Source organism: Brevibacillus fluminis, assembly GCF_052072235.1.
Classification (GTDB): domain Bacteria; phylum Bacillota; class Bacilli; order Brevibacillales; family Brevibacillaceae; genus Brevibacillus_D; species Brevibacillus_D fluminis_A.
Genome location: NZ_CM125436.1, coordinates 593,441 through 617,777 on the forward strand (window position 1 = coordinate 593,441; position 24,337 = coordinate 617,777).

The window sequence follows — 24,337 nt, forward strand, 5'->3', positions numbered from 1 at the left end:
TTGCTGATCAAAGCAAGCGGTCTTTGCTTTTCTTTGCCGTGCCTCCGTCTGCATTCATCCGCCAAAAAATTGCAGAGGAGGCATTTTTTTATGTCCGAAAACCAACAATCACAGCTGCAAGTAACCACGCCGCGCAGTTATCCCGCCAGCAAAAAGGTGTATGTGCAAGGCTCAAGAGCCGATCTGCGCGTTCCTGCGCGTGAGGTGTCGCTGCATCCGACCAAGACCATGACCGGCGAGGAAGTGCCGAACAAGCCGGTCCGCCTGTATGACACGAGCGGGGTCTATACCGACGAGGCGGTCGCAGTCGATATTCATAAGGGGTTGGCGCCGCTGCGCAAGCCGTGGATTCTCGAGCGCAATGACGTGGAGGAATACGAGGGGCAGCGGGGCAAAGCGCTCCGGGCCAAGCCGGGCAAAAACGTGACGCAGATGCATTATGCGCGCAAAGGCATCATCACGCCGGAAATGGAATTCATCGCGATCCGCGAAGGGGTCGAAGCGGAATTCGTGCGCAAGGAAGTGGCGGAGGGCCGTGCCATCATCCCGTCCAACATCAATCATCCGGAGAGCGAACCGATGATCATCGGCCGCAATTTCCATGTGAAAATCAACGCGAACATCGGCAATTCAGCTGTCACCTCCTCGATTGAGGAAGAGGTCGAGAAAATGGTGTGGGCAACCTACTGGGGAGCAGACACGATCATGGATTTGTCCACGGGCAAAAACATCCATGAAACACGCGAATGGATCATACGCAATTCGCCTGTGCCGATTGGGACCGTGCCGATTTATCAGGCGCTTGAAAAGGTAAACGGCGTCGTCGAGGATCTGACGTGGGAGATTTACCGCGATACGCTGATCGAGCAGGCGGAGCAAGGTGTCGATTACTTCACGATTCATGCGGGCGTGCTGCTGCGCCACATTCATTTGACGGCGAAGCGTGTGACAGGAATCGTGTCCCGCGGCGGTTCGATCCTCGCGGCATGGTGTCTCGCGCATCATGAGGAGAATTTTCTGTACACCCATTTTGAAGAAATTTGCGAGATCATGAAGGCGTATGATGTGGCCTTCTCGCTTGGCGACGGTCTGCGACCCGGCTCGATTGCCGATGCCAATGACGAGGCGCAGTTTGCCGAGCTGGAGGCACTGGGCGAGCTGACCAAAATCGCCTGGAAACACGATGTGCAGGTGATGATCGAGGGCCCCGGGCATGTGCCGATGCACAAAATCAAGGAAAACGTGGATAAGCAGATGGAGATTTGCCAGGAGGCGCCGTTCTACACGCTCGGCCCGCTGACGACCGATATCGCACCGGGCTACGACCATATCACATCCGCGATCGGCGCGGCCATGATCGGCTGGTTCGGCACAGCGATGCTCTGCTATGTGACCCCGAAGGAGCATTTGGGGCTCCCGAACAAGAACGATGTGCGAGAAGGGATCATTGCGTACAAAATTGCCGCACATGCCGCCGACCTTGCAAAAGGCCATCCGCAGGCACAGCAGCGGGACGATGCGTTGTCCAAAGCCCGCTTCGAATTCCGCTGGCGCGACCAGTTCAATCTGTCGCTCGACCCGGCCCGCGCTGTCGAATACCACGATGAAACGCTGCCGGCTGAAGGGGCCAAAACCGCGCACTTCTGCTCGATGTGCGGCCCGAAATTTTGCAGTATGAAAATCACCCAGGAGATTCGCGAGCGCGTCAGCGAAGAGCAGATGCGGGAGATCGAGGAAGGCTACAAGCAGAAATCGCGCGAATTCATCGAGGGCGGCAGCGAAATTTATCGATAACAGCGGGCTGAGCCAGCGAAAAAGGGCAGGAACCCATGACAATCCACCGGCATACCCTAGCAAAGAAGCATTGGGGGAGGGGATTTGGATGGCTGGAGATGTAATCAGCAATTTGCTGGATCAGTTGAGCAAACGAACTGGACGGCAGTGGGACATGAACGATCTGCTTCGTTTGGCGCAAAAACTGCCTGAGTTGAATGATAAAAACGTGGACGCTGTGCTTGAAGAGCTTTCGGGTATGGGGCTGAATGTGACGGATGAAACCAAGGAAAAGCTGAAAGGGAAACTCGCAGACCAAGACCAGTTCACCGCGACACAGATGGATGAGTTGACCAGCGAAGCGGCCAAGATGGTAAGCAACCGGCGCACACTGAAGAAAAACGTCACGCCGATCAACAAAAAACGCAAGGAATAGGCGATGGGCTCCCTGATAAAGGGGGCCTTTTTACTCGCGTTTTTCCAAATCTATGCAGCGGAATTGCATAGATTATTCAAAAAATAATAAGAAACGGAAACCTAACGAATATTAGTTAACTTTTATGGTTGGAATGAAAAGTGCTAAAGGAATGGAATAGGTTGGATATTTTCAACCCGCTGGAATACATGGATGCCAACTCTTGAAAGGGGGAGCGTTAGGTAAATCGAAGGCTTTTACTGACGAATGAACGTGACAGGAAACAAAAAACGCAAAAAGGAGTGATACCAAAGTGAATCATGTTCTCGGGCATAAAAAGTTGACTGTTTTGATAGCGTTTACATTATCGCTGCTGATGGTGATGGGAGGGATGACCAGCCTGACCGCAAAAGCCGCCGATGAAAAAGCGACGCTCGTCCTGAAAAACGGCATTATTTATACGATGGATGCGGAAAAACCGACAGCAGAGGCGGTGGCGATTCAGGATGGCAAGATCATCTTCGTCGGGACCTCCGCGCAGGCCAATGCGTTCGTCGGAGCCACGACAAAGGTGATTGACCTGCAGGGGAAAATGGTTTCCCCTAGTTTTCTCGATGGACATACCCATGTGCCGGGCTTGTGGACGTCCAAGCTGTTTGCCGTTGATTTGACGGCGATGAAGACAAATGAAGAGTTTGTCCAGGCGGTTGCTGCGTACCGGAAAAACCATCCGGAGGCGAAAATCATCACAGGTTCCGGCTGGGTGAACGGACCGTACGAATTAAAAGACGGTACGAATCCGGGACCGAAAAAAGAAGACCTCGACAAAGTTGTTTCCGACATTCCTGTCCTGCTGAGATCGGTCGATGGCCATTCGACATGGGTCAATTCCAAAGTGCTGGAAATGGCAGGCATCACCAAAGATACGAAATCGCCACAGGGCGGACTCATTGAGCATAACCCGGACGGTTCCGTGCGCGGCACGCTGCGGGACAGTGCGAGGAATCTGATCGCCGACGTGCAGGCTTTGGGGAATTTGACCAAGGAGCAGTACAAAGAGGCGATCCTCAAGTACCAGGAAGAAATGCACAGCTTCGGGATGACGGGCGTGCTGAATTTGAGCGATGACAAAGGGATGATCATCGAGGCGATGGCCGAGCTTGAGAAGGAAGGAAAGCTCACCATGCGGGTCGCCAACGCAATCAACTTCAAGCCTGGCGACAAGCCGGAGGATGCGGTCAAAACGATGCAGGAAGCGCGGAGCAAATACAACTCCGACTGGCTGCGGGTCAACACGGTCAAGCTGTTCGCCGATGGCGTGACGGAAGGGAAAACCGCATATTTCGTCGAGCCGTACGATCGCCACGCTGGAATGGGCGATCATTATCACGGCGAGCCGATCTGGCAGGTGGACGATTTCAACCGGATGGTCCTCGCGCTGGACAAGGCGGGCGTTCAGCTCCACATCCACGCGATCGGCGATGGTGCCGTCAACGCCGCGCTCAACGCGTACGAGAATGCTGCGAAAGCGAACGGTGCACATGACCTGCGGCATACGATCACGCACGTCTGCTCGATACTGGACAGTGACATCACGCGGATGGCCAAGCTTGGCGTAGTCGCCAGCCTGCAACCGTTCTGGTTTTACAAAGACCAATACTATTATCTGGAAAAAGCGATGATCGGCGAAAAGCGCGCGCTGGACATGTATCCGACGCGGAAAATGTGGGATGCGGGCGTCGTCATCACCGGCGGCAGCGACTATCCGCCAACACCGGATTATCGACCGCTGAATGGAATCGAAACAGGCGTCACCCGCAACAGCCCGTATCCAACCGAACAGGATACGGACATGGTACGCAATGCAGCGCAAGGGTTGAAGGTACAGGAAATGCTGCAAGCGTTCACCAAAAACGTCGCGTTCGAGATGAACCGCAGCGACCTGGGAACCATCAAGGTCGGCAACAAGGCGGATCTCGTGGTTTTGGGACAAGACATCACCAAGATCGCACCCAAAAACATTTCTGAAACACCGATCTTGTACACGATCGTAGACGGTAAGATCGTTTTCGAAGCAAAGCAACAAAAAAACTAACAAATTCATGGGCTGCCCAAAAGGAGGGAACACTCTTTTCGGGCAGCTTTTTCCTGTTTTCAGTTGTTCGGAAAATCGTCTGCAATGGTTGATTAACACGTACGTTTGTGTTTTAATCAATATATAATGTTCGTGATTTGACCACTTTTTTAGAAAAAGTCAGGAGGATTCCACCGTGAGTGTAAAAAAAGCGTTGATCAGCGTTTCCGATAAGACCGGTGTGGTAGAGCTGGCCCGTCAGCTGAACGAGTTGGGGGTCGAAATCATTTCAACAGGCGGCACCGCATCGCTTCTGAAACAGGAAGGCGTACCGGTGATCGGTATTTCCGAGGTAACCGGATTCCCTGAAATCCTGGATGGACGCGTCAAAACGCTTCACCCCAACATCCACAGCGGATTGTTGGCCGTACGTGCGGACGAGGCTCACCGCAAACAGCTGGAAGAGCTGAATATCCAACCAATCGATCTCGTGATTGTGAACCTGTACCCATTCAAACAAACGATTTCCAAACCGGATGTTACGTATGCGGATGCAATTGAAAATATCGATATTGGCGGTCCGACCATGCTTCGTTCCGCCGCGAAAAACCACCAGGATGTCACCGTCGTGGTCGACGCAGCCGATTATGCCACCATCATCGCCGAAATCAAGGATGCGGGCGATACGACATTGGAAACCCGCCGCCGCCTCGCAGCCAAAGTATTCCGCCACACAGCCGCTTACGATGCGATCATTTCCCGTTATTTGAGCGAACAAGTGGGCGAGTTGATGCCGGAGAGCTACACGGTTACGTATGAAAAAGCGCAAGATTTGCGCTATGGGGAAAATCCTCATCAACGCGCTGCTTTTTATCGTCAGCCGCTCGGCAATGAGGGCACGATCAGCAGTGCGGAGCAATTGCACGGCAAAGAGCTTTCGTACAACAACATCAATGATGCGGACGCGGCGTTGGCAATCGTAAACGAATTCACGGAGCCTGCCGTAGTTGCCGTAAAACATATGAATCCATGCGGCGTCGGGATCGGCGCGACCATCAAGGAAGCGTACGAAAAAGCGTATGCAGCAGACCCTGTCTCCATTTTCGGCGGCATCGTGGCAGCCAACCGTCCGATCGACGAGGCGACGGCACTCCTGCTGAAAGAAACGTTTCTGGAAATTATCGTCGCGCCGGATTTCACACCGGAAGCGCTGGCAGTGCTGCAAGAGAAGAAAAACCTGCGTTTGCTGCGCCTCTCTACCCAAGGCAGCGCGGCCGTTCCCACTTCGTTTAAGCTGACGACCGTGGCAGGCGGAGCGCTTGTGCAAGATTTTGATACCAAACAAATCGAAGCTAGTGACTTGAAAGTTGTGACGGAGCGCCAACCAAGCGAAGAAGAGCTGAAACAGCTATTGTTCGCCTGGAAAGTAGTGAAGCACGTGAAATCCAATGCGATCGTGCTGGCAAACAACAACATGACGGTAGGCGTTGGTGCGGGTCAAATGAACCGCGTCGGATCGGCTAAAATCGCGATCGAACAAGCGGGCGAACTGGCAAAAGGCGCAGCGCTTGCATCCGACGCATTTTTCCCGATGCCGGATACGGTGGAAGCGGCTGCCAAAGCCGGCATTACGGCGATCATCCAGCCAGGCGGCTCGGTGCGCGACCAGGAATCGATCGATGCGTGCAACCGCCACGGAATCGCGATGGTGTTCACGTCTGTACGTCACTTCAAACACTAGGCAGGGGAGGGAAAACAGATGAAAGTATTAGTCATCGGTGGAGGCGGCCGCGAGCATGCGATCCTGTGGAAATTGGCGCAAAGCCCGAGAGTGACCAAGCTGTACTGCGCTCCGGGTAACGGAGGGACAGAAGAGGTGGCGCAAAATGTGCCGATCGGCGTCCATGATTTTGCGGCGCTGTCCCAATTCGTCAAGGACGAAGGAATCAGCCTGACGGTCGTAGGGCCGGAAGATCCGCTGCTGGCGGGGATCGTGGACTTTTTCAGCGAGCGCGGTCTGGCGATTTTCGGACCATCTTCCCAAGCGGCACAGATCGAGGGGAGCAAGACGTTCGCCAAAGATTTGATGAAACGCCACCAGATTCCTACGGCGGCGTATGAATCTTTTACCGATTATGAAGCGGCTCTCGCTTATTTGCGTGCGCAAGGCGCGCCGATCGTGATCAAGGCGGACGGACTCGCAGCGGGCAAAGGCGTTGTCGTGGCAGAAAGCTTGGAAGAGGCGGAGCAAGCCTTGGCGCAAATCATGCAGGACGGTGTATTCGGAAGTGCAGGCGCACGCGTCGTGATCGAAGAATGTCTGCGCGGGGAAGAATTGACACTGCTCTCGTTTGTGGATGGAGAAACGGTAAAACCGATGATCACATCCCAGGATCATAAGCCAGCCTATGATGGAGACAAAGGGCCGAACACCGGCGGAATGGGGACGTACGCCCCTGTGCCGCAAATGTCCAGGGAGCTTGTTGCCCAAATCGTGAGCACGATTGTGGAACCTGTCGCCAAAGCGATGGTAGCCGAGGGCTATCCGTTCAAAGGCGTGCTTTACACCGGCTTGATGATTACTGCACAAGGACCGAAAGTGATCGAATTCAACGCGCGTTTTGGCGATCCGGAGACGCAAGTAGTGCTTCCGTTGCTCGACAGCGACCTGCTCGACGTATTCAAGGCGACAATCAATGGCACGCTGGCCGAACAAGACGTAGCGTGGAAATCGGATAGCGCATGCTGTGTCGTGATGGCTGCGCCTGGCTACCCGGGGGAGTATCCAAAGGGTTCTTCCATCGAATTGCCTGCAAATGACGGCGAAACGGTCATTTTCCATGCGGGAACGAAAAAGACGGATGGCGTTCTGGTTACCAATGGAGGTCGTGTGCTCGGGGTTACCGGCGTGGGTGCGACATTGGCCAAAGCGCGCGAAATCGCCTATCGGACAGTGGGCAAAACGCACTTTGAAGGCGCGCATTACCGCACGGACATCGCAGACAAAGCGTTGAAGCAGCACGTTAAATAAAACGAAAAACAGGAAGAGGAGGAGCCGCCTGGCTCTTCCTCTTTGCATTGGGGCGAGGTGCTATTAACGGCTGCGCTCGCGGTCTTTCTGGCTTTGGTAAACAAAATACCCGATAACCGCCAGACAGCCAATAACCAGAACGGCGACGAACAGGTTGTGTGTGATCCATTCGTAAGCGGGCGTTCCAACCCAGTTCATGAAATACGTCATGTTGTGCTGCCCGCTTGATGGTGCGAATGCACGACCGCATCGGTGATTTCTTCTGCCATATTCATCATCATTTCATCCGTCATCTCTTTTTTCGGCGCGCTGCTGTTTTGCGTGCTGCTCGGCGGTTTGACGGCAGCTTGCTGCTGCGTATTGGCGGGATGGCTCGCGCCGGTCACGTTTGCGGTGTTTGCGCGAGCCTGATTGCCGGAGGAGGAGCCTTTTGTCATGGAGCGCATCGTCTTATCCACCATCATCCGCAGCACGTCTTCTTTGCGCGTGCTCGCCCCCATCATCTTCAGCAACGGGCAAAAGCCGGTTACGCCTTCCGCCACTTTCATGGCTGACAAAAACATCAACAGTCCCGGTGTCCGGTAGGGTCGGCGGCTCATCTTGCCCGCACCATACGCTAATCCCAGCAACCCAAAGGTAATGCGAATAACGGCATCAATCGTACCTACGTTTTTTTGCAAGAGAAGCATCCCCTTTCTTTCAGACTTAGGATGCACCTCCAGCCCGAAAAGAACTCAGGAAGGTTTTAGCGGATTTTTCGCTTTTCAAACTTTTGAAACGGCTATACACTTTTTGGTGATGATAAAACTTGAGAAGGAAGGTGGACCATTTGCGCATCAGACCCATTGCAGAAGACTCGTACCTTCGCCTGATCCGGACCGCTCGTCGCCTCGAACCGGCCACATGCTGGATCAAAGGCGCCAACGTATTGAACGTATATACGCGGGAATGGCTTACGACACATGTGGTTCTCGCAGGCGAGCGAATCGCTTACGTAGGAGAGGCCGAACCGGCAGTGGATGAGCGGACGCAGATCATCGAGGGTGAGGGCTACTGGCTCGTTCCCGGCTACATCGAACCTCACGCGCACCCGTTCCAGTGGTATACCTATGATTCGTTGGCCGATTTCGCTTTGGCCACCGGAACCACCACGCTTGTCTCCGACACACTCCATTTGACCACCTCGCTTTCGCTTGACGAGGTCGAAGCGATTCTGCAGCAACTCACAACCCATCCGGTAAAGCAATTTTTCTGGGCCCGGCTCGACCCGCAAATCCGTCTGGCAAAACAAAGCGAAGCGTTTCAAAAAGACGGGCTCGCCCGCCTTTTGGCGCATCCTCTTGTCTTGCAAGGCGGAGAGATTACGGACTGGACAGGCTTTTTGGCGGAGAATGAGGAGATTTTGTTCGGCATGAAGCATGCCCGCGATCTGGGCAAACGAATCGAAGGACATCATCCCGGCGCCTCCGCATCGACGCTGGCGGTGGCGGCAGCGGCAGGAATTACGGCATGCCACGAAAGCATCACTGCGGAAGAGGTGCAAAACAGACTCAGACTCGGCATGTACGCTACCCTTCGCCATTCGTCCATCCGCCCGGATTTGCCTGAATTGCTCGCCGGCATGAAGCGTCTCGGCATTCCCTTCCGCTCATCGCGGCTGATGTTGACCTCTGATGGCAGCACACCGCCTATGCTGCGACACGGTTTTACGGATTACTTGATCAAGCTGGCGCTGGACGCAGGCGTGCCCGATGTCGATGCATATGCGATGGCGACGCTCAATCCGGCACAGTATTACGGATTGGATGCCGAGATCGGGGGGATTGCGCCCGGCCGGATCGCAGATATTTTGTTTTTGCGCTCGCCGGATGAGCCCACGCCCGAGAAAGTGATCGCCAATGGCAAGCTATGGGCGGAAGGGAAGAAGTTGCTTCGCCAGACGCCAAAAATCAATTGGTCGGACTATCGTTTTCCACAGCCGAAGGAAAGGCTGCCATTGGTGAATGAGGAATGGTTCCAGTTGCCTGAGATAAGTCCGGATGAACCTTACCCGTTGATTCACATGGAGAATGCCGTGATTACCCGTGTCGTTTACGAACGGCTTGCATGCGATGAGACAGGCCGCATCAACCTGGATGCCCACCCCGACCTGGCGCAAATCGTCACGATCGATCCCGAATCGGGCAAACGTTCGCAGGCGATTGTCAGAGGATTCGCAGTGAATTTGCAGGCGTTGGCAAGCAGTTATACCGTGTCCACCGATATGATCGTCATCGGGCGTGAACCGGAAGCGATGAAACAAGCGCTCGAGCGGGTGTTGGAGCTTGGGGGCGGCATCGTGGCGATGGAGGAGGGCCGGATTTGCTTTGAGCAGAAACTGGCACTGGCAGGGAAAATGAGCGATGAATCAATGGAGGAATTGATTGAAAGCGGCGAAAGTTTTGTCCGTTTCATGAGGTCGAAAGGATATGGGTATTTAGACCCAATTTATTCCTTGTTCTTTTTTCAGGCGACCCATTTACCTTATGTCAGAATGACGGCTGAAGGGCTTTATGATGTTAAAAAATCGGCAGTCATAAAAAAATCGGCTCCTTTATATGAGTAGATTTGAGTAGATTCGTGTGCTTTTAGGTAGATTTCGGTAGAATCCGGTAGTTTGAATTGTCAGATTATAAATCAATCTGCATATTTCACTTTAACACTTGAAAGCATTGATATAATCATATTGAAAAATGTAACACCGGAACATTGATTTTTGATCCATAAATTCAATTTGAAAGGTGATAATAAAAATATTTTTATCTCTTGTAAATTTTCTTATTTATCTTAAAATTAGTGAAGAACCAACGTATTCGGAACTTTTGTCCCGGTAGAGAGCGAACACAAAAAACAGAAAATCGCAGCCTGGGTCGAAAGGTAAATTGGTTCTATCTTTATTGATTGTTAATTTCTAAAGGGGGATTCAATCATTATGAAAAAGCGGACTCAATTGGGTGTTTTATCCGCAGCTTTCCTTGCAAGCATGGCACTTTCCGGTTGTGCAGGCGGCAATACCGCCAGCAGCGGCAACTCCACGTCGGGCTCAAGCGGCACGACGGCGCAAAGCAGTGGGACAAGCGGTGAAGCACAGGCAGGCGGCAAAATCCTGATCGCAACGCAAAGCCCGTTGTCCGGTTCCCAATCCTCGCTCGGCGATGCGATTAAATCCGGAGCGGAATACGCTTTGAAACAGCAACAGGAAGAGTTCAAGAAAATGGGCTTCGATCTGCAATTGTTTCCGCAAGATGACCAGGCAGACCCGAAAATGGGCGTATCCAATGCGGAGATGCTCGTCTCCAATCCGGATGTGCTTGGGGTCGTCGGCCACCTGAATACCGGCGTTGCCATCCCGTCTTCGGTTAAGTACGAGGAAGGCAAGCTGGTCATGGTTTCACCCGCGAATACAGGTGTGAAGCTGACAGAGGAAGGCAAGAAGACGGTTCACCGCATTTGCGCGCGCGATGATGCGCAAGGGCCGAAAGCGGCGATTTACGCCAAAAGCAAGCTGAATGTCAAAAACGCATTCCTGATCCACGACAAAACCGCGTACGGTCAAGGCTTGGCAGACCAGGTGAAAGCGCAGTTTGAAAAAGACGGCGTGCAAGTTCTGGGCTATGAAGGCATCACTTCAGGCGAAAAAGATTTCAGCGCGGTCGTCAATCAGGTAATCGCGAAAAATCCGGACATGATTTTCTTTGGTGGACTTTATCCGGATGGTGGTATTATTATTAAACAGGCTCGCGAAAAAGGGTACAAAGGCGTCTTCATGGGCGGCGACGGTCTGGATTCGTCCGACATGGTCAAAATCGCAGGCGATGCGGCCGAGGGCGTATACTTCACCTCTATCGCCGGGGACGTAACACAAACCGAGGAAGGCAAGAAGTGGGCGGAAGAATACAAGAAAACGATGAACAAACCGTTGGAAACGTTCTCCGTCTATGGTTATGACTCCATGAGTGTTATTCTGAATGGACTGAAAGAAGCCATCAAAGCGAATGGCGGCAAAAAGCCGACCCGCGAGCAAGTTCTGGATGCCGTTCACAAGACCAAGGATTTCCAAGGTCAGTTCACGAAGGTATCGTTTGATGACAAGGGCGACAACCAGTTTGCCGATGTATTCATCTACAAGTATTCGGGTGGAAAATCGGTATTCATCGGCAAAGCTGAATAATTCGCAATATTCCCCGTTTTTAAGCAGCAGCATTCAGCCCAACCAAGGTCAAAAAGGGCGGCACGCGAGTGTGCGCCCTTTGCATTTTGACCCACGCGAGGGATGAAATAGATTATGAAAGAAAGAAGGGATTCCACGCCATGCTCTCAATTTTACCTCAAGTTCTAGTGGATGGACTGACGCTTGGATTCATGTACGCAGTCGTCGCACTCGGCTATACAATGGTTTATGGGATACTGGAGTTCATCAACTTCGCTCACGGCGAAATTTTCATGGTGGGTGCGTTTGTTGGAACAGAAGTTCTATTAATCGGCAACTCGCTGGGTGTCACGACAGGAATGAATCCATACGTTACCTTTTTCTTGATGTTAGTGGTAGCAATGGTTTTCACAGGAGCGCTGGGGGTCACGATCGAACGTGTCGCGTATCGTCCATTGCGAGGCGCACCGCGTCTGGTTCCGTTGATTTCAGCTGTAGGTGTGTCATTCCTGCTGCAAGACTTGGTTCGTTTTACAGAGGCAATTGCACGTGATGAGTTTTACCTGAACTCACCGATTCTTTTTAGCGGACAACTCAATATCGGATTTGCTTCCATTCCAGTCAAGGGTATCATCGTTATTGTTCTTGCGATCATCATGATGGTTGCGCTTACGCTTTTCATCAACAAAACAAAGTGGGGAATCGCCATGCGTGCCGTTGCGCAAGATCAAAAGACGGCATCGCTGATGACTATAAATGTCGACAAAGTCATTATGCTCACCTTTATGATCGGTTCCAGCCTGGGTGGCGCGACGGGTGTCCTGTTTGCGCAAAACTACGGAACGATCGATCCGTACATCGGCTTCATTCTTGGGCTGAAAGCTTTTACCGCAGCTGTTCTCGGCGGGATCGGCAATCTGCGCGGCGCGATGATCGGCGGCGTATTGCTGGGGCTGTTGGAAATGCTGGCAGGGGCGTACATGGGCCCGCTGACCGGAGGCGCGTTTGGTGCCGAGTATAAAGATGTTTTCGCATTCAGCATTTTAATCCTGGTGCTCCTGTTCAAGCCGGAAGGGCTGTTCGGTGAAGCCGTGAAAGAGAAAGTGTAGGTGAGAGTGAGTGGCCAATAAATTGAAATTTTCGCTGAAAGAAATCCCTCTTCTCTTTACCGTTTTGTGGGTTGTCGTATTTGCCAGCGCGCTTTATTTTTTGGATAAATCGGTCATTGCGTTTGTCGGGATTTTGTTTTCCATCATTCTGGTGTATTACACGAAGGCTTCCAAAGCGGTGCGCATGCTGGTCGGAGCCATCATCCTGCTGGTCATCATCCCGCTGGTAGCCGGGGATAATCGCTACTACATGGAGGTTGCGTCACAGGTAGGGATTTATGTGGCGATGGCCCTCGGGTTGAACATCGTGGTTGGTTTTGCCGGACTTCTTGATTTGGGCTATGTGGCGTTTTTTGCTTCCGGTGCTTATGCGTATGCGATTTTTGCAACCGCACAAGCGAATGAGTTCATTCCAGGACACCTGTTTCCGCTCACAGGGAACTGGTTCTGGCCATTTTTGATCGTCGGTCTGATCGTCGCCGCTATATTTGGAATATTATTAGGATTGCCAGTATTGCGGGTAAAAGGTGACTACCTGGCCATCGTAACGCTTGGCTTCGGGGAAATCATCCGCATCATCTTCAACAACCTAGACAAGCCGATCAACATCACCAACGGGCCACAGGGCTTGACGCCGATTGCCACCCCGGAGCTGTTCGGCATAAAGATGAGCACGCCGTTTTATTTTTACTTCATCATCCTTGTGGTGATCGCGTTTATCGTGCTCGCCAACATCCGCTTCGAGCATTCCCGCCTGGGTCGCGCGTGGATTGCGGTGCGCGAGGATGAGCTGGCAGCGCAATCGATGGGGATTTCGCTTCTGCATACGAAGCTTGCCGCTTTTGCGACGGGCGCTTCCTTTGCAGGGGTAGTCGGCGTTATCTTTGCGGCCAAGCAAACGTTTATCGATCCGACCTCATTTACGCTGATGGAATCGTTCGGGATTCTCGTCATGGTCATTCTGGGCGGCAGCGGCAGCATCCCGGGAGTTATTTTGGGCGCGGCGTTCGTTACCGTACTGCAAGTGCAATTGCTGAAAGAGTTCTCCAATTTCTTGCACTCGATGCAATCGTCGGGCTTGATCAATTTGCCGACACAGCTTGACCCGTCCAAATTCCAGCGGCTCATCTTCGGGCTTTTGCTGATCCTGGTCGCGCTGTTCAGGCCGCACGGATTGATCCCGGCCAAGCGGAAAAAAGATGACATCAATGCAATCAAAAACAGCGGCTACGCTACGGAAAAGACGGGTATCTTGAGCAAGCTGACAGGAAGCAAATAAAGCCTGCGACAAGGGGGATAAGAGAGATGGCGTTATTGGAAGCAAATGGGCTGACCAAGCGATTCGGCGGTCTGGTCGCGAATGAGAATGTCACGATAAAAATTGAAAAAGGAACGATCACGGCCGTCATCGGGCCAAACGGTGCGGGCAAGACGACGTTCTTCAATATGATCACCGGTTTTTACGTGCCGGATGAGGGGGAGATTCTCCTCAACGGCAAAAGCATCAAAGGTCTGCGCCCCGACCAGATCGCGGGCAACGGCATTACACGTACGTTCCAGAACATCCGTCTGTTTAAAGAAATGACGGCGTTGGAAAACGTCATGGTAGGCGTCCACAGCCGCTTGAAAGCGGGCATTCTCGGGATTTTGTTCAATACGAAACGAGTGCGTGAGGAAGAAGAACGCGCACGCGTCGAAGCATACAAGTTGTTGGAGTATGTCGGGATCGCACACATCGCCAACGAAGCGGCAGGCAGCCTGCCGTACGGGCTGCAGCGTCGTCTGGAAATCGCCCGCGCCCTGGCGACGAATCCGCACATCATTTTGCTGGACGAACCGGCGGCAGGGATGAACCCGCGCGAGACGATCGAAATCACCGATTTCATCCGCAAGCTGAAAAACGAGTTGGATTTGACCATCATCCTGATCGAGCACGACATGAAGCTGGTCATGGGCTTGAGCGAATACATTCACGTACTGGATTATGGCAAAAAAATCGCGGAAGGCACTCCGGAAGAGATTCGCAGCAATCCTCGCGTGATCGAAGCCTACCTTGGCAAGAGCGCCACGGAAGCGTCATAGAGGGGGAGGAAAAGATCATGGCACTACTGGAACTGAAAAATATTCATACCTACTATGGCGGGATTCACGCGCTGAAGGGCCTCAGCATTCACGTCGACCAAGGCGAAATCGTCACCTTGATCGGCTCGAACGGCGCGGGCAAATCGACCACGCTGAAGACGATTTGCGCCCAGACGAAGGCGAAAGAAGGCAAAGTGTACTTTGAAGGCAAAGACATCACGTCCATGCGCACGCACGACATCGCGCTGGCGGGCATTGCCCATGTGCCGGAGGGGCGGCGGATTTTCCCCAAGCTGACGGTGCGTGAAAATTTGGAGATGGGTGCTTTTTCGGTCACGGACAAGGCAGTCATTGATGAGGGCATCGAACGGGCTTTTCACTATTTCCCGCGCCTCAAAGAGCGGATCGGCCAAAAAGGCGGCACGATGTCCGGCGGCGAGCAGCAGATGCTGGCGATCGCCCGGGGCCTGATGATGAAGCCCAAAATCTTGATGCTCGATGAGCCGTCGATGGGGCTGGCGCCGATTCTGGTGGAACAAATCTTCGATATCGTGACCGAGCTGAACCGCGAAGGCATGACCATCCTGCTGGTCGAACAAAATGCCAACCAGGCGCTTTCGGTTGCGCATCGCGGCTATGTCATCCAGACAGGCGAAATCATCTTGAAAGACAGCGCAGAGCGACTGCTGACCAATCCGCAGGTGCGCGAAGCGTATCTGGCATAACAATCAACGCACGAGAGTCGATGGCATCCATGATCCATCGGCTCTTCATGCGTTTTGGGACAATGGAGGAATCGCATGATCAAACGAATAAAGATTCAGAACGAAGCGGAGGCAGCCGAGGTGCTGCGCATCCAGATCCCGTCTTACCAGGTAGAGGCGGAATTGATCGGGTTTGCCGATTTACCCCCGCTCAAAGATACGGTGGCGAGCCTGCAAGCGTGCGGCGAATCCTTTTACGGCTTTTGGGCGGATGGCGAGCTGGCGGGTGCGATCTCGTACAAGCGCGAGGAAAACGTACTCGATATTCACCGGATGATCGTGCATCCGGCGCACTTCCGCAAAGGGATCGCGAGCCAGCTGGTTCAATACGTGTTAGACCAAGAGCAGGGGCTTGAAAAGGCGATCGTCGCCACCGGCGCAAAAAACGAGCCGGCAAGAGCACTGTACTTGCGGCATGGCTTTGAGGTGTTGCGGGATCAGGAGGTTGCACCTGGGGTGTGTATTACGTTGTTTGAGAAGACTGTTTGATTGCCTTACAGAATATAAACAAATAGAAGCGACCGCCCAGCTTGTAAAGCGAGAGGGCGGTCGTATTATTTTGCGAGCATGTTCACCATGATTTGCGATCTATATCCAGTTGAAATAATCTGATAAGATTGAAAGATGCAATTCAATGTTGGAGTGATGCCAGTGATTCGCCTTCACGTGGAAACAGACCGGCAGCAGCCGATTTATATGCAGCTGTATCACCACTTTCGGACGGAAATTCAGGAAGGAAGGCAGGAGTCGGGTAGCAAGCTGCCTTCGATTCGCTCGCTTGCAGATGAACTGAAGGTGAGCAAAACCACAGTGGAGCTGGCGTTTGCGCAGCTGTTGGCGGAAGGCTATATCGAGAGCCGTTTGCGCAGCGGCTATTACGTGGCACAGCTGGAGGGAAGCGTCATCGTACCTGCGCGCGGTGCCAACCCGGTCGAGGCGAAAGCGGACGGGCGGAAAAAAGAGGCTGCGCGGATCGAGTTCGATTTTCATTCGGCGAGCGTCGATCCGCATTCGTTTCCGTACAAACTGTGGCGGCGATTGTCCAACCAGGCGACACATGAGGCGGAGCACGATTTTCTCCGCTATGGGGGACGGCGCGGGGAAGCGGGGCTGTGCAGGGCGCTCGCCGCTTACTTGCATCGCTCGCGCGGCGTTCACTGCAAGCCGGAGCAAATCATTATCGGAGCGGGCACACAGTATTTGATCATGCTTTTATGCCAGCTGTTCGGCGTGGACGGCAGGGCGATCGCGATGGAGGAGCCGGGCTATCAGGATGTGGGCAAAGTATTTCGGCAATTGGGCTATGAATTGAAACCGATTCCGCTTCAGGAGGACGGTTTGGACATTCAGCAGCTGATCGAAAGCAAGGCGCGGGTCGTCTATATCACGCCGTCGCACCAATATCCGTACGGGATGGTCATGCCATATGCCAAGCGGCAGCGTCTGCTGCAATGGGCACATGAAACGGGCGGAATCATCATCGAGGACGACTATGATGGGGAATTCCGTTACCGGGGCAAGCCGATTCCCAGCTTGCAAGGGCTGGATACCCAAGGCAACGTGATTTATCTCGGCACGTTTTCCAAGTCGCTGATGCCGTCGATCCGGACGGGGTATGTCGTGCTGCCGGAGCGGTTGAGTGCACTCTACGAAGCGAAATTGCCGTACATGGAGCAGACCGTCTCCCGTCTGCATCAAAAAACGCTGCAGCTTTTGATCGAAAGCGGCGAATGGGAGCGGCATATCCGCAAAATGCGCATGGTCTATCAGAAAAAGCACAGGGCGACGCTCGACGCGATCCACAGCTCGATGGGCGACTATGTCAAAGTGAGCGGACAGGACGCTGGTTTGCACATTTTGCTGGATGTAAAAAGCCGCCTGACAACAGCGGAACTGCTGGAAAAAGCGGAGGAAGCCGGCGTGCGCGTCTATTCGACGGCACCGATGTGGATGGGGGAAAATCGGGAGCGGTCGCCGAAAATCATGCTCGGCTTCGGCGGAATGTCCATTGAAGATTTACAGGAAGGAGTACGACGATTACATGGCGCATGGAGCAAGTTCTGTTGAAGCGGTCGATTCGAGAGAGAACAAAGGGGGCGGACAAGAGCTTTCGCAGGGGCGCCTGTTTTGGCGCGGCATGCAGCAGATGATGCCGATCGCGGCAGCGGGCGTTCTCGATGGCCTGGTGTTCGGGATTCTCGCGCGACATGCGGGGTTGAGCTTGTTTGAGACGATGCTGTTGACGCTTCTGGTCAATGCGGGCTCCTCCCAATTTGCTGCGGTGGGCTTGATTTCACAAGGCATTGTAGGGTGGCCGCTTTTGGTCTCGACGCTGTTGATCAATGCGCGTCAATTGTTGTATGGATTGTCGCTCGGCCCGGCTTTTCGCAATTTGCCTGTGTGGAAGCTGTCGATTATGGCGGGGCAGGTGAACGATGAAACCTATGCGCTGAAGTCGACCTATTTGGCGCAAGGCGGCAAGCCGAGCATGGCGTACTTCATGGGAGCGGGCTTTGGCGATTATGCGATCTGGCATTCCTGCGTATTCGCAGGGGCGATGCTAGGCACGGCGTTTACCGGTACCGAGCAGTACGGGTTGGATTTCGCCTTCATTGCGACGTTTCTCGGATTTTTGGCGCTGAATCTGACCTCAAGCTTTACGATCAAAACGGCGGTGGTCGCAGCGGGTGCAGCCTGTCTCGGCTACTGGATGTTTGGCCTGACATCGTCAGTCGTCATGGGAACGGTGGCGGCGATGCTAATGGGGGTGTTTTCGCGTGAACGATAATTTGGTTCTGTACATTTTGCTGATGGCGGTCGTGACATATTTGACGCGCTTTCCCATGCTGCTGTTAAGCTCGCGCGTCAGTTTTCCCGCGTGGGTCGGCCGTGGATTGCGGATGGTTCCGGTGGGGGTATTCAGCTCGCTCACGATTCCGCCCATTCTGTTTCATGCGCAGAATGGGCAGTGGAATCCGGAGTATGTGGTGGCAGGAGCGGTAGCGCTCGCGGTTGGTCTGTGGCGCAAGCAAATTTTTCTCGCGCTGCTGGCGGGAGTGGCTGCTACCGCACTGTGGAGACTGCTGGTCGGGTAGTAAAGGTCAGCGATAAGCGGTGAAGCTAGAAGGATTCGGTGGGAGTGAAGCCGAATCCTTCTTTGGCATAGACGGCGGGCCGGCGATTTTTGAGATAATCCAGACGTCCGCGCGCTTCTTCGATCTCATCGAGATTGATGGAGATGACGGGCAGCTCCACGTTGTTGCTGCACTTGTAAATCGTGCTGCCGTTCGGATGCACAACCGTGCTTTCGCCAAGATACAGATGGTTTCCATCCAGCCCTACCTTGTTTGCCATGGCCACGAAGACGTGATTTTCCAGGGCGCGCGAGCTGAGATACACGTGTTGGTGCGGGTGCGGCGGGAACTTGTTGGCGGCGAGCACCAGCAGAAGCTGCGCGCCTTTGATCGCCAAAATGCGTGACACTTCGGGAAACATCAGATCATAGGAAATCATCAGCCCGATTTTTCCTTCCGGCAGGTCGAACACAGGGCATTGATCCCCTGGTGTAAAAACGTTTCGCTCGAAATCGAGCAGATGGATTTTGCGGTACTGGCCGAGGATTTCTCCGTTTTTGCCGATGAACAGCGCGGTGTTGTAGCGCGTATCCTGCTCCGTCTCGCAGTAGCCGAGGATGACGCCGACACGGTGTTTTCGGGCGGTTGCAGCGATCAGCTCGAGGCTTGCCTGATCGGGCTGCTGCTCGAGATAAAGCTCAGGGAATAGCAGGTAGTCCGCTTTCTTTTGCCCGACCTGCTCAACTGCCTCCGCGATTTGCCTGATCGTATCTTCCAGCCCCAGATTGCTGCAGCCCAATTGGCCCAGCGCGATATTTATAATCCTCATCGATTATCCCTCATCAATTTCTCCGGTATTGTACTGCTTCAGTTTTTTGACGATCGTGGATTGGTCTACGTGGAGCGCTTTTGCCGCCTTGTAGGTGCTTCCGTACATCTGGTGCGCGCGCAGGATCAGTTCCTTTTCCACCATTTTTTTCGCATCCTTCAAAGGAATCAGCCCTTGAATGGAAACGGTGTTCTCCTCGAAAAGCTGAACGTCTCCTTCTTTCAGCAAAAATTCAAAAACATCCTCCGAGTTCGTGACCACGATTCGCTCGATGATGTTCTCCAGCTCGCGAATGTTGCCCGGCCACTCGTACTCGACCAGTTTTCGCTTGAACGGTTTGCTGATGTTTTTGCTCTGATTGTACTTGCGGTTGAACACATCCAAAAAATGCTCGATCAGCATCGGGATCTCATCTTTTCGTTCCTTGAGCGGCGGAATCCGCAGCGGAACGACGTTCAGGCGGTAAAACAAATCTTTGCGAAACTGCTGCTTGCTGACCTGGACGGCCAGGTCGCGGTTTGTGGCGGCAATGATGCGGACATCGATCTGCTTGGCGACCACACCGCCGATTTTGCGGATGGTGCCCTCCTGCAAAACCTCCAGCAGCTTTGACTGCACATCGTAAGGCAGCTCGGCGATTTCGTCGAGGAAGATGGTGCCTTTGTCTGCCGCTTCGAACAAGCCGATTTTGCCGCCTTTTTTTCCGCCGGTAAAGGTGCCGGGCTCATAGCCAAACAGCTCGGATTCGATCAGGTCTTTGGGCAGCGACCCGCAATTCAGCGAGACGAACGGCTGGTCCGCGCGGTCGCTCATCGCGTGGATTTCTCTGGCTAAAAAGCTTTTGCCCACGCCGGATTCGCCGAGCAGCAGCACGGTGGAGTTCACCCGGGAAATTTTGTGGACGACATCCATGATTTTGGTCATCTTGTCCGATCCCCCGACAAAGCGCCGTGGGACACCTTGGCTCTGTGCCTCCTGCTGTGCTTTAAGCTCGATACCCCTGGTTACATTAATCAGCGACAAAATGAATTCGAATTCGCTGGTGCTGACTTTGGAAATCGTGAACAGCACCTTTTGCTGATCATGCGTGTACAAAAACTGTTCATTTTCGTTGAAATCAGGCTCATTGACGAACAGCTCCGTCCAGCGCAGCGTCGTCACATCTTGCTGCAGGCCAAAAATCTCTGCGATCGGACGCTGCGTAAGGTCGCTCGCACTGCCAAGAACCATTTCGATTTTGTAGGTGGAAGAGATGAAAAGCATGAGACTTACTTCCGGGACCGCAGGCATGCTGGTCGTCATCGTTACCAATCCCTCTGTTCTGCCATAATAGCTCATGATTCAAAAACCGATGAAAAAAATCATCATGATGATAAAAATCCTAGTGAAACAAATACTTGTTTTCATTGGTTTTCGAAAAAGTTAAGATAAGAATTACCGATGATAAAAATCATCAGTAACGAAATAAGTAGGTCTATTATACTTGGTTTTGGCCAAGTTTGGTACTGGCACAGTTATTGCGATAGAGAATTTATGCAGGCAAAGGGAGGGTATCTACTTGCGGTTATCCATTGCGCAAATCGAAACCAAATTGAACGACAAAGCATACAACCTCGCGAAAATCGAGCGCTTCCTGCACGAGGCCAAGGAGCAGAAATCGGATCTCGTGCTGTTTCCCGAGCTGGGCTTGACCGGCTATTCGATCGGCCCGTGGCTGGACGAAGCGGCGGAGACGCCGGATGGCGAAAGTGTGCAGTATGTGCAGGACCTCTGCAAAAAGCTGGCCATCCACACAATTTTTTCGTTTCCCGAGCGGGGGCAGGACGGCAACTACTATGTTGCGACCGTTTTTATCAACGATTTGGGCGAGGTTGTGGCGCTGCACCGCAAAACGCATCTGTACGGTGAGGAGCAGGTGCATTTTACGTGCGGCGACGAGGTGCAGGTGTTTCAGACCAAGTTCGGCGTAATCGGGATCATGTCCAGCTATGACCTGGAATTTCCGGAAATCGCCCGCATCCTGAGTAAAAAAGGCGCCGATTTGATCCTGATTCCGAGCACCAACATGGCGCCGTATAAAACCCACCAGCTCGCGTTTACGCAATGCCGCGCAATGGAAAATGAGGTGCCGCTGGCCTTGTGCAACCGGATCGGCAAGGAGGGCGACATCGAATTCATCGGCTGCAGCAGTTTCGTCGATGCGCAGGGTGTGACCCATTTGCTGCTGTCGAACCAGGAAGAGTTGCATACCATTCCCGTTTTGCTGTTCAAGAGTGCGGATTCCAAGCTGGATTACATCTTGAACAACCAGCCGCATTTATTCAAAGAGCTTTGCTAGGAAGGTAGAGAGAAATCATCAGGCTCCGGTTGGCTTGAGAACTAGCAGATAAAGACACAGGGGATTGGAGACGAGAGCTGATGAATTTTGAATTTTTGTTACCGACCAAGATTGTCATGAAAAAAGGGATTCGGTTCGATACGGGCGCGTATTTGCGCGAACAGGCGATGGCGCATGTGCTGGTGATCACCGACAACGGGATCAAAAACGCCGGCTTGCTTGCAGACATTTACGCCAGCCTGGAGAACAGCGGCATTACTTGCGACGAGTACAGCGATGTGAAGCCCAATCCGCGCGATACCGACTGCGACCGGATCGCGGCGCAGGTGAAAGGAAAGCGCCTCGACGGGATTCTCGCCATCGGCGGCGGCAGTGTCATCGATACGGCCAAGGCGGTCAGCATTTTGCACACGAACGGCGGCTCTGTGAACGATTATGAAGGCGCTTTTACGGTGAAAGCCGAGCCTGTGCCGATCGTCTGCATTCCGACGACAGCCGGTACCGGCAGCGAGGTAACCTTTTTCTCCGTCATCACCGACACCAAGCGCAAGTACAAAATGAGCATCCTCGATTACCAAATCGGGCCGAAGCTGGCGCTGCTGGATGCGGATTTGACCGCCACTTTGCCGGCGTCGATCGCTGCGAGCACGGGGATGGATGCCTTGACACATGCGATTGAGGCGTATACGGCGCGGGTGGCCAACCCGATCAGCGATGCGCTTGCGCTGCACGCGATCAAGCTGATCAGCGAAAATTTGCTCGAGGCGGTGCATGGTACGGAAAACGAGCAAGCCCGCGAAAACATGCTGATCGGCAGCCTGATCGCCGGAGCGGCTTTTGGCAACTCGGACATCGGAAGCGTTCACTGCATTTCCGAGGCGATCGGCGGTATGTACGACACGCCGCACGGAGTCGCCAACGCGATTTTCCTGCCGTATGTGTTCAAGCACAACATCGCAGCAAACGTGCAGCGGCATGCGGAAATCGGCTATGCGCTCGGCGCGGACCGCAGCCTGTCGCATGAAGCGGCGGCGCAGGCAGCTGTGGAGATCCTGTTTGCATTCAGCGAAAAGGTCAACATTCCGAAATTCCGCCATGTGAAAGGAGTGAACCCCGCCGACTTTGCAGTATTGGCGCAAAACTCAAAAAACAATATCTCCGATCCAAACAATGCAAAAGAGATGACAGTCGACGATTATCTGCACATTTTGGAAGAAGCGTATGCCACAGAATAACGTTCCAACGAGAGGTGAACATGTATGGCTACACTGAAACGAACATTAGGTTTTTGGACATCTTATGCTACGGCGACGGGACTCGTCGTAGCAGGCACCACAATGGTATCGCTCGGCTACAGCATGGGCTTGACGGGACCAGCCTTTATCATTCCGGCATTTTTGGCGATGGTGATCAGCATCGTGGTTTCATTTTCGTATGCGGAGCTTAGCTCGATTCTCCCGGGAGCGGGCATGATCGGGGACTATACGCTTGCCGCAATGGGGCGGTTCATGGCGATCGTTGCCGTGCTCGGGGGCTATATCGTGCTCGTATCGGCAGCAGGGGCAATGGAATCGATTACGGCAGGACTCGCTGCCGAAATGTTGTCGCCGGCAGTGGACAGCACGACAGTTGCTATTATCCTTCTCGTCTTTTTCCTGATCGTCAACTTGATCGGCGTCGACGTATTCGGTTCGGTGCAAGTGCTGTTGACCGTCACCATGATGGCGTCGACCGCCTTGATGGGACTATTCGCTTTGCTGGGGATCGGCACCGTTGCGGAACCGCATTCCGTGGCGTTCAATCCGGCAGGCTGGGGAACCGTGTTCCAGTCGCTTGCGCTGGGGATTTGGCTGTACATCGGGATCGAGTACATTTGCCCGATGGCGGAAGAGGTCAAAAATCCGTCGAAGACGATTCCACGGGCAATGATTTGGGGCCTTGTCACCATTTTTATCGCCGATATGCTGTTCGGACAAGCGTTGACGCAATTCGTTCCGCTGGACAAGCTGACGACATCGGCTACGCCGCAAGTTGACGGCGGGCTCGCGATGTTTGGCAAACCGGGCATGATCTTTATCATCATCATCACCATACTGGCCAGCTCCAGCTCGATCAGTTCCCACCTCGCCGCTGTGCCGCGGATGCTGTATGGACTGGCGCGCGAAGGGATGCTGCCGAAAGGGTTCGCGTACATTCATCCGCGCTTCCGTACGCCATGGGTTGGCATTATTGCGGTTTTCCTCTTGCTGTGCATTCCGTTTTTGCTCAGCATCAGCATGGATCTGATCGCGACACTGATTCTGTCTTCTTGCGTGACATGGCTGCTGTCATACTTGATCGCCCAGGCGAACGTAATCATTTTGCGCAAAAAATATCCGGACATGCCGCGCCCGTTCAAGACGCCGCTGTATCCGCTGCCGCAAGTTCTCGGGATTTTGGGCACGCTGTATGCCATCATCACCATTCATCCGGAAACGGACATGAAGATCAAAATCTACAGCATCTCGGGCGCGTGTCTGCTGGTGATCGTGCTGTATGCGTTCTTCTGGCTCAAATATAAAAAACTGCCGCTCTTCACCCCGTTGCCGATCGAGCATATCCGTGGCGAGATCGATCTGGAGACGGATGAAAAGCTCAAGGCGAGCAGCTAGTCAGGCAG

The 24,337-nt window shown here is 53.4% G+C and carries 22 protein-coding genes; 18 read left to right on the top strand and 4 right to left on the bottom strand.

Annotation, left to right across the window (positions count from 1 at the left end; translation table 11 throughout):
* Positions 1 to 90 precede the first annotated feature (90 nt).
* From thiC to purD, 5 genes are all read left to right on the top strand, one after another.
* On the top strand, positions 91 to 1,794 hold the full coding sequence (thiC, locus tag ACTID9_RS03315) for a phosphomethylpyrimidine synthase ThiC (protein WP_441069811.1): 1,704 nt from the start codon (positions 91 to 93) through the stop codon (positions 1,792 to 1,794).
* Positions 1,795 to 1,882: 88 nt separating this feature from the next.
* Complete coding sequence (locus ACTID9_RS03320; protein WP_441069812.1) at positions 1,883 to 2,209, top strand: hypothetical protein; 327 nt, start codon at positions 1,883 to 1,885, stop codon at positions 2,207 to 2,209.
* Between the two features lie 292 nt (positions 2,210 to 2,501).
* Complete coding sequence (locus tag ACTID9_RS03325) at positions 2,502 to 4,283, top strand: amidohydrolase (protein WP_441069813.1); 1,782 nt, start codon at positions 2,502 to 2,504, stop codon at positions 4,281 to 4,283.
* A 175-nt stretch (positions 4,284 to 4,458) separates the two neighbouring features.
* Complete coding sequence (purH, locus tag ACTID9_RS03330; protein WP_441069814.1) at positions 4,459 to 6,003, top strand: bifunctional phosphoribosylaminoimidazolecarboxamide formyltransferase/IMP cyclohydrolase; 1,545 nt, start codon at positions 4,459 to 4,461, stop codon at positions 6,001 to 6,003.
* A gap of 18 nt (positions 6,004 to 6,021) precedes the next feature.
* Positions 6,022 to 7,293 (top strand): phosphoribosylamine--glycine ligase, encoded by a 1,272-nt coding sequence (gene purD, locus ACTID9_RS03335; RefSeq protein ID WP_441069815.1) that lies wholly within the window; start codon positions 6,022 to 6,024, stop codon positions 7,291 to 7,293.
* Positions 7,294 to 7,356: 63 nt separating this feature from the next.
* On the opposite strand, the gene ACTID9_RS03340 is transcribed toward purD, so the two are convergent.
* Positions 7,357 to 7,503 (bottom strand): EYxxD motif small membrane protein, encoded by a 147-nt coding sequence (locus ACTID9_RS03340; RefSeq protein ID WP_441069816.1) that lies wholly within the window; start codon positions 7,501 to 7,503, stop codon positions 7,357 to 7,359.
* On the bottom strand, positions 7,500 to 7,973 hold the full coding sequence (locus tag ACTID9_RS03345) for a YgaP family membrane protein (protein WP_441069817.1): 474 nt from the start codon (positions 7,971 to 7,973) through the stop codon (positions 7,500 to 7,502). Before ACTID9_RS03345 ends, ACTID9_RS03340 begins: the two co-directional genes overlap by 4 nt.
* 149 nt (positions 7,974 to 8,122) lie before the next feature.
* Here ACTID9_RS03345 and ACTID9_RS03350 point away from each other — a divergent pair, with 149 nt between their 5' ends.
* The 10 genes from ACTID9_RS03350 to ACTID9_RS03395 all read left to right on the top strand — a co-directional run bounded on the left by ACTID9_RS03350 (position 8,123) and on the right by ACTID9_RS03395 (position 18,532).
* The gene (locus tag ACTID9_RS03350; RefSeq protein ID WP_441069818.1) at positions 8,123 to 9,898 is read left to right on the top strand and encodes an adenine deaminase C-terminal domain-containing protein; all 1,776 of its coding nucleotides are present in this window, start codon (positions 8,123 to 8,125) and stop codon (positions 9,896 to 9,898) included.
* Positions 9,899 to 10,264: 366 nt separating this feature from the next.
* Positions 10,265 to 11,503: a branched-chain amino acid ABC transporter substrate-binding protein gene (locus tag ACTID9_RS03355; RefSeq protein WP_441069819.1), complete on the top strand. Its 1,239-nt coding sequence runs from the start codon at positions 10,265 to 10,267 to the stop codon at positions 11,501 to 11,503.
* 140 nt (positions 11,504 to 11,643) lie between these two features.
* Positions 11,644 to 12,591 carry a branched-chain amino acid ABC transporter permease gene (locus tag ACTID9_RS03360; protein ID WP_441069820.1) on the top strand — a complete coding sequence of 316 codons (948 nt, stop codon included), beginning with the start codon at positions 11,644 to 11,646 and terminating at the stop codon, positions 12,589 to 12,591.
* Between the two features lie 10 nt (positions 12,592 to 12,601).
* Positions 12,602 to 13,870: a branched-chain amino acid ABC transporter permease gene (locus tag ACTID9_RS03365; RefSeq protein ID WP_441069821.1), complete on the top strand. Its 1,269-nt coding sequence runs from the start codon at positions 12,602 to 12,604 to the stop codon at positions 13,868 to 13,870.
* Between the two features lie 26 nt (positions 13,871 to 13,896).
* Complete coding sequence (locus ACTID9_RS03370) at positions 13,897 to 14,673, top strand: ABC transporter ATP-binding protein (protein WP_441069822.1); 777 nt, start codon at positions 13,897 to 13,899, stop codon at positions 14,671 to 14,673.
* 17 nt (positions 14,674 to 14,690) lie between these two features.
* Positions 14,691 to 15,398, top strand: coding sequence for an ABC transporter ATP-binding protein (locus ACTID9_RS03375; RefSeq protein WP_441069823.1), 708 nt, complete (start codon positions 14,691 to 14,693; stop codon positions 15,396 to 15,398).
* Between the two features lie 75 nt (positions 15,399 to 15,473).
* Positions 15,474 to 15,926, top strand: a complete 453-nt coding sequence (locus ACTID9_RS03380) for a GNAT family N-acetyltransferase (RefSeq protein ID WP_441069824.1) — start codon at positions 15,474 to 15,476, stop codon at positions 15,924 to 15,926.
* Between the two features lie 162 nt (positions 15,927 to 16,088).
* Positions 16,089 to 17,504, top strand: coding sequence for a MocR-like pyridoxine biosynthesis transcription factor PdxR (pdxR, locus tag ACTID9_RS03385; protein ID WP_441069825.1), 1,416 nt, complete (start codon positions 16,089 to 16,091; stop codon positions 17,502 to 17,504).
* Positions 17,479 to 18,225, top strand: coding sequence for an AzlC family ABC transporter permease (locus ACTID9_RS03390; RefSeq protein ID WP_441069826.1), 747 nt, complete (start codon positions 17,479 to 17,481; stop codon positions 18,223 to 18,225). The genes pdxR and ACTID9_RS03390 overlap by 26 nt, the downstream gene beginning before the upstream one ends.
* The gene (locus ACTID9_RS03395; protein WP_441069827.1) at positions 18,215 to 18,532 is read left to right on the top strand and encodes an AzlD domain-containing protein; all 318 of its coding nucleotides are present in this window, start codon (positions 18,215 to 18,217) and stop codon (positions 18,530 to 18,532) included. Before ACTID9_RS03390 ends, ACTID9_RS03395 begins: the two co-directional genes overlap by 11 nt.
* A gap of 25 nt (positions 18,533 to 18,557) precedes the next feature.
* Here the strand turns inward: ACTID9_RS03395 and ACTID9_RS03400 are convergent, their stop codons facing one another.
* Together ACTID9_RS03400 and ACTID9_RS03405 are read right to left on the bottom strand one after the other, a co-directional pair.
* A complete protein-coding gene (locus ACTID9_RS03400; RefSeq protein ID WP_441069828.1) occupies positions 18,558 to 19,340 on the bottom strand; it encodes a carbon-nitrogen hydrolase family protein in 783 nt (260 codons plus the stop codon).
* 3 nt (positions 19,341 to 19,343) lie between these two features.
* Entirely contained in the window at positions 19,344 to 20,642 is a 1,299-nt protein-coding gene (locus ACTID9_RS03405) for a sigma-54 interaction domain-containing protein (RefSeq protein WP_441069829.1), read from the bottom strand.
* A 256-nt stretch (positions 20,643 to 20,898) separates the two neighbouring features.
* Between ACTID9_RS03405 and ACTID9_RS03410 the strand changes: the two genes are divergently transcribed.
* The 3 genes from ACTID9_RS03410 to ACTID9_RS03420 all read left to right on the top strand — a co-directional run bounded on the left by ACTID9_RS03410 (position 20,899) and on the right by ACTID9_RS03420 (position 24,329).
* Positions 20,899 to 21,678, top strand: a complete 780-nt coding sequence (locus tag ACTID9_RS03410) for a carbon-nitrogen hydrolase family protein (RefSeq protein ID WP_441069830.1) — start codon at positions 20,899 to 20,901, stop codon at positions 21,676 to 21,678.
* A gap of 80 nt (positions 21,679 to 21,758) precedes the next feature.
* The gene (locus ACTID9_RS03415; protein ID WP_441069831.1) at positions 21,759 to 22,913 is read left to right on the top strand and encodes an iron-containing alcohol dehydrogenase; all 1,155 of its coding nucleotides are present in this window, start codon (positions 21,759 to 21,761) and stop codon (positions 22,911 to 22,913) included.
* 24 nt (positions 22,914 to 22,937) lie between these two features.
* Positions 22,938 to 24,329 carry an APC family permease gene (locus ACTID9_RS03420; RefSeq protein ID WP_441069832.1) on the top strand — a complete coding sequence of 464 codons (1,392 nt, stop codon included), beginning with the start codon at positions 22,938 to 22,940 and terminating at the stop codon, positions 24,327 to 24,329.
* Positions 24,330 to 24,337: the final 8 nt, after the last annotated feature.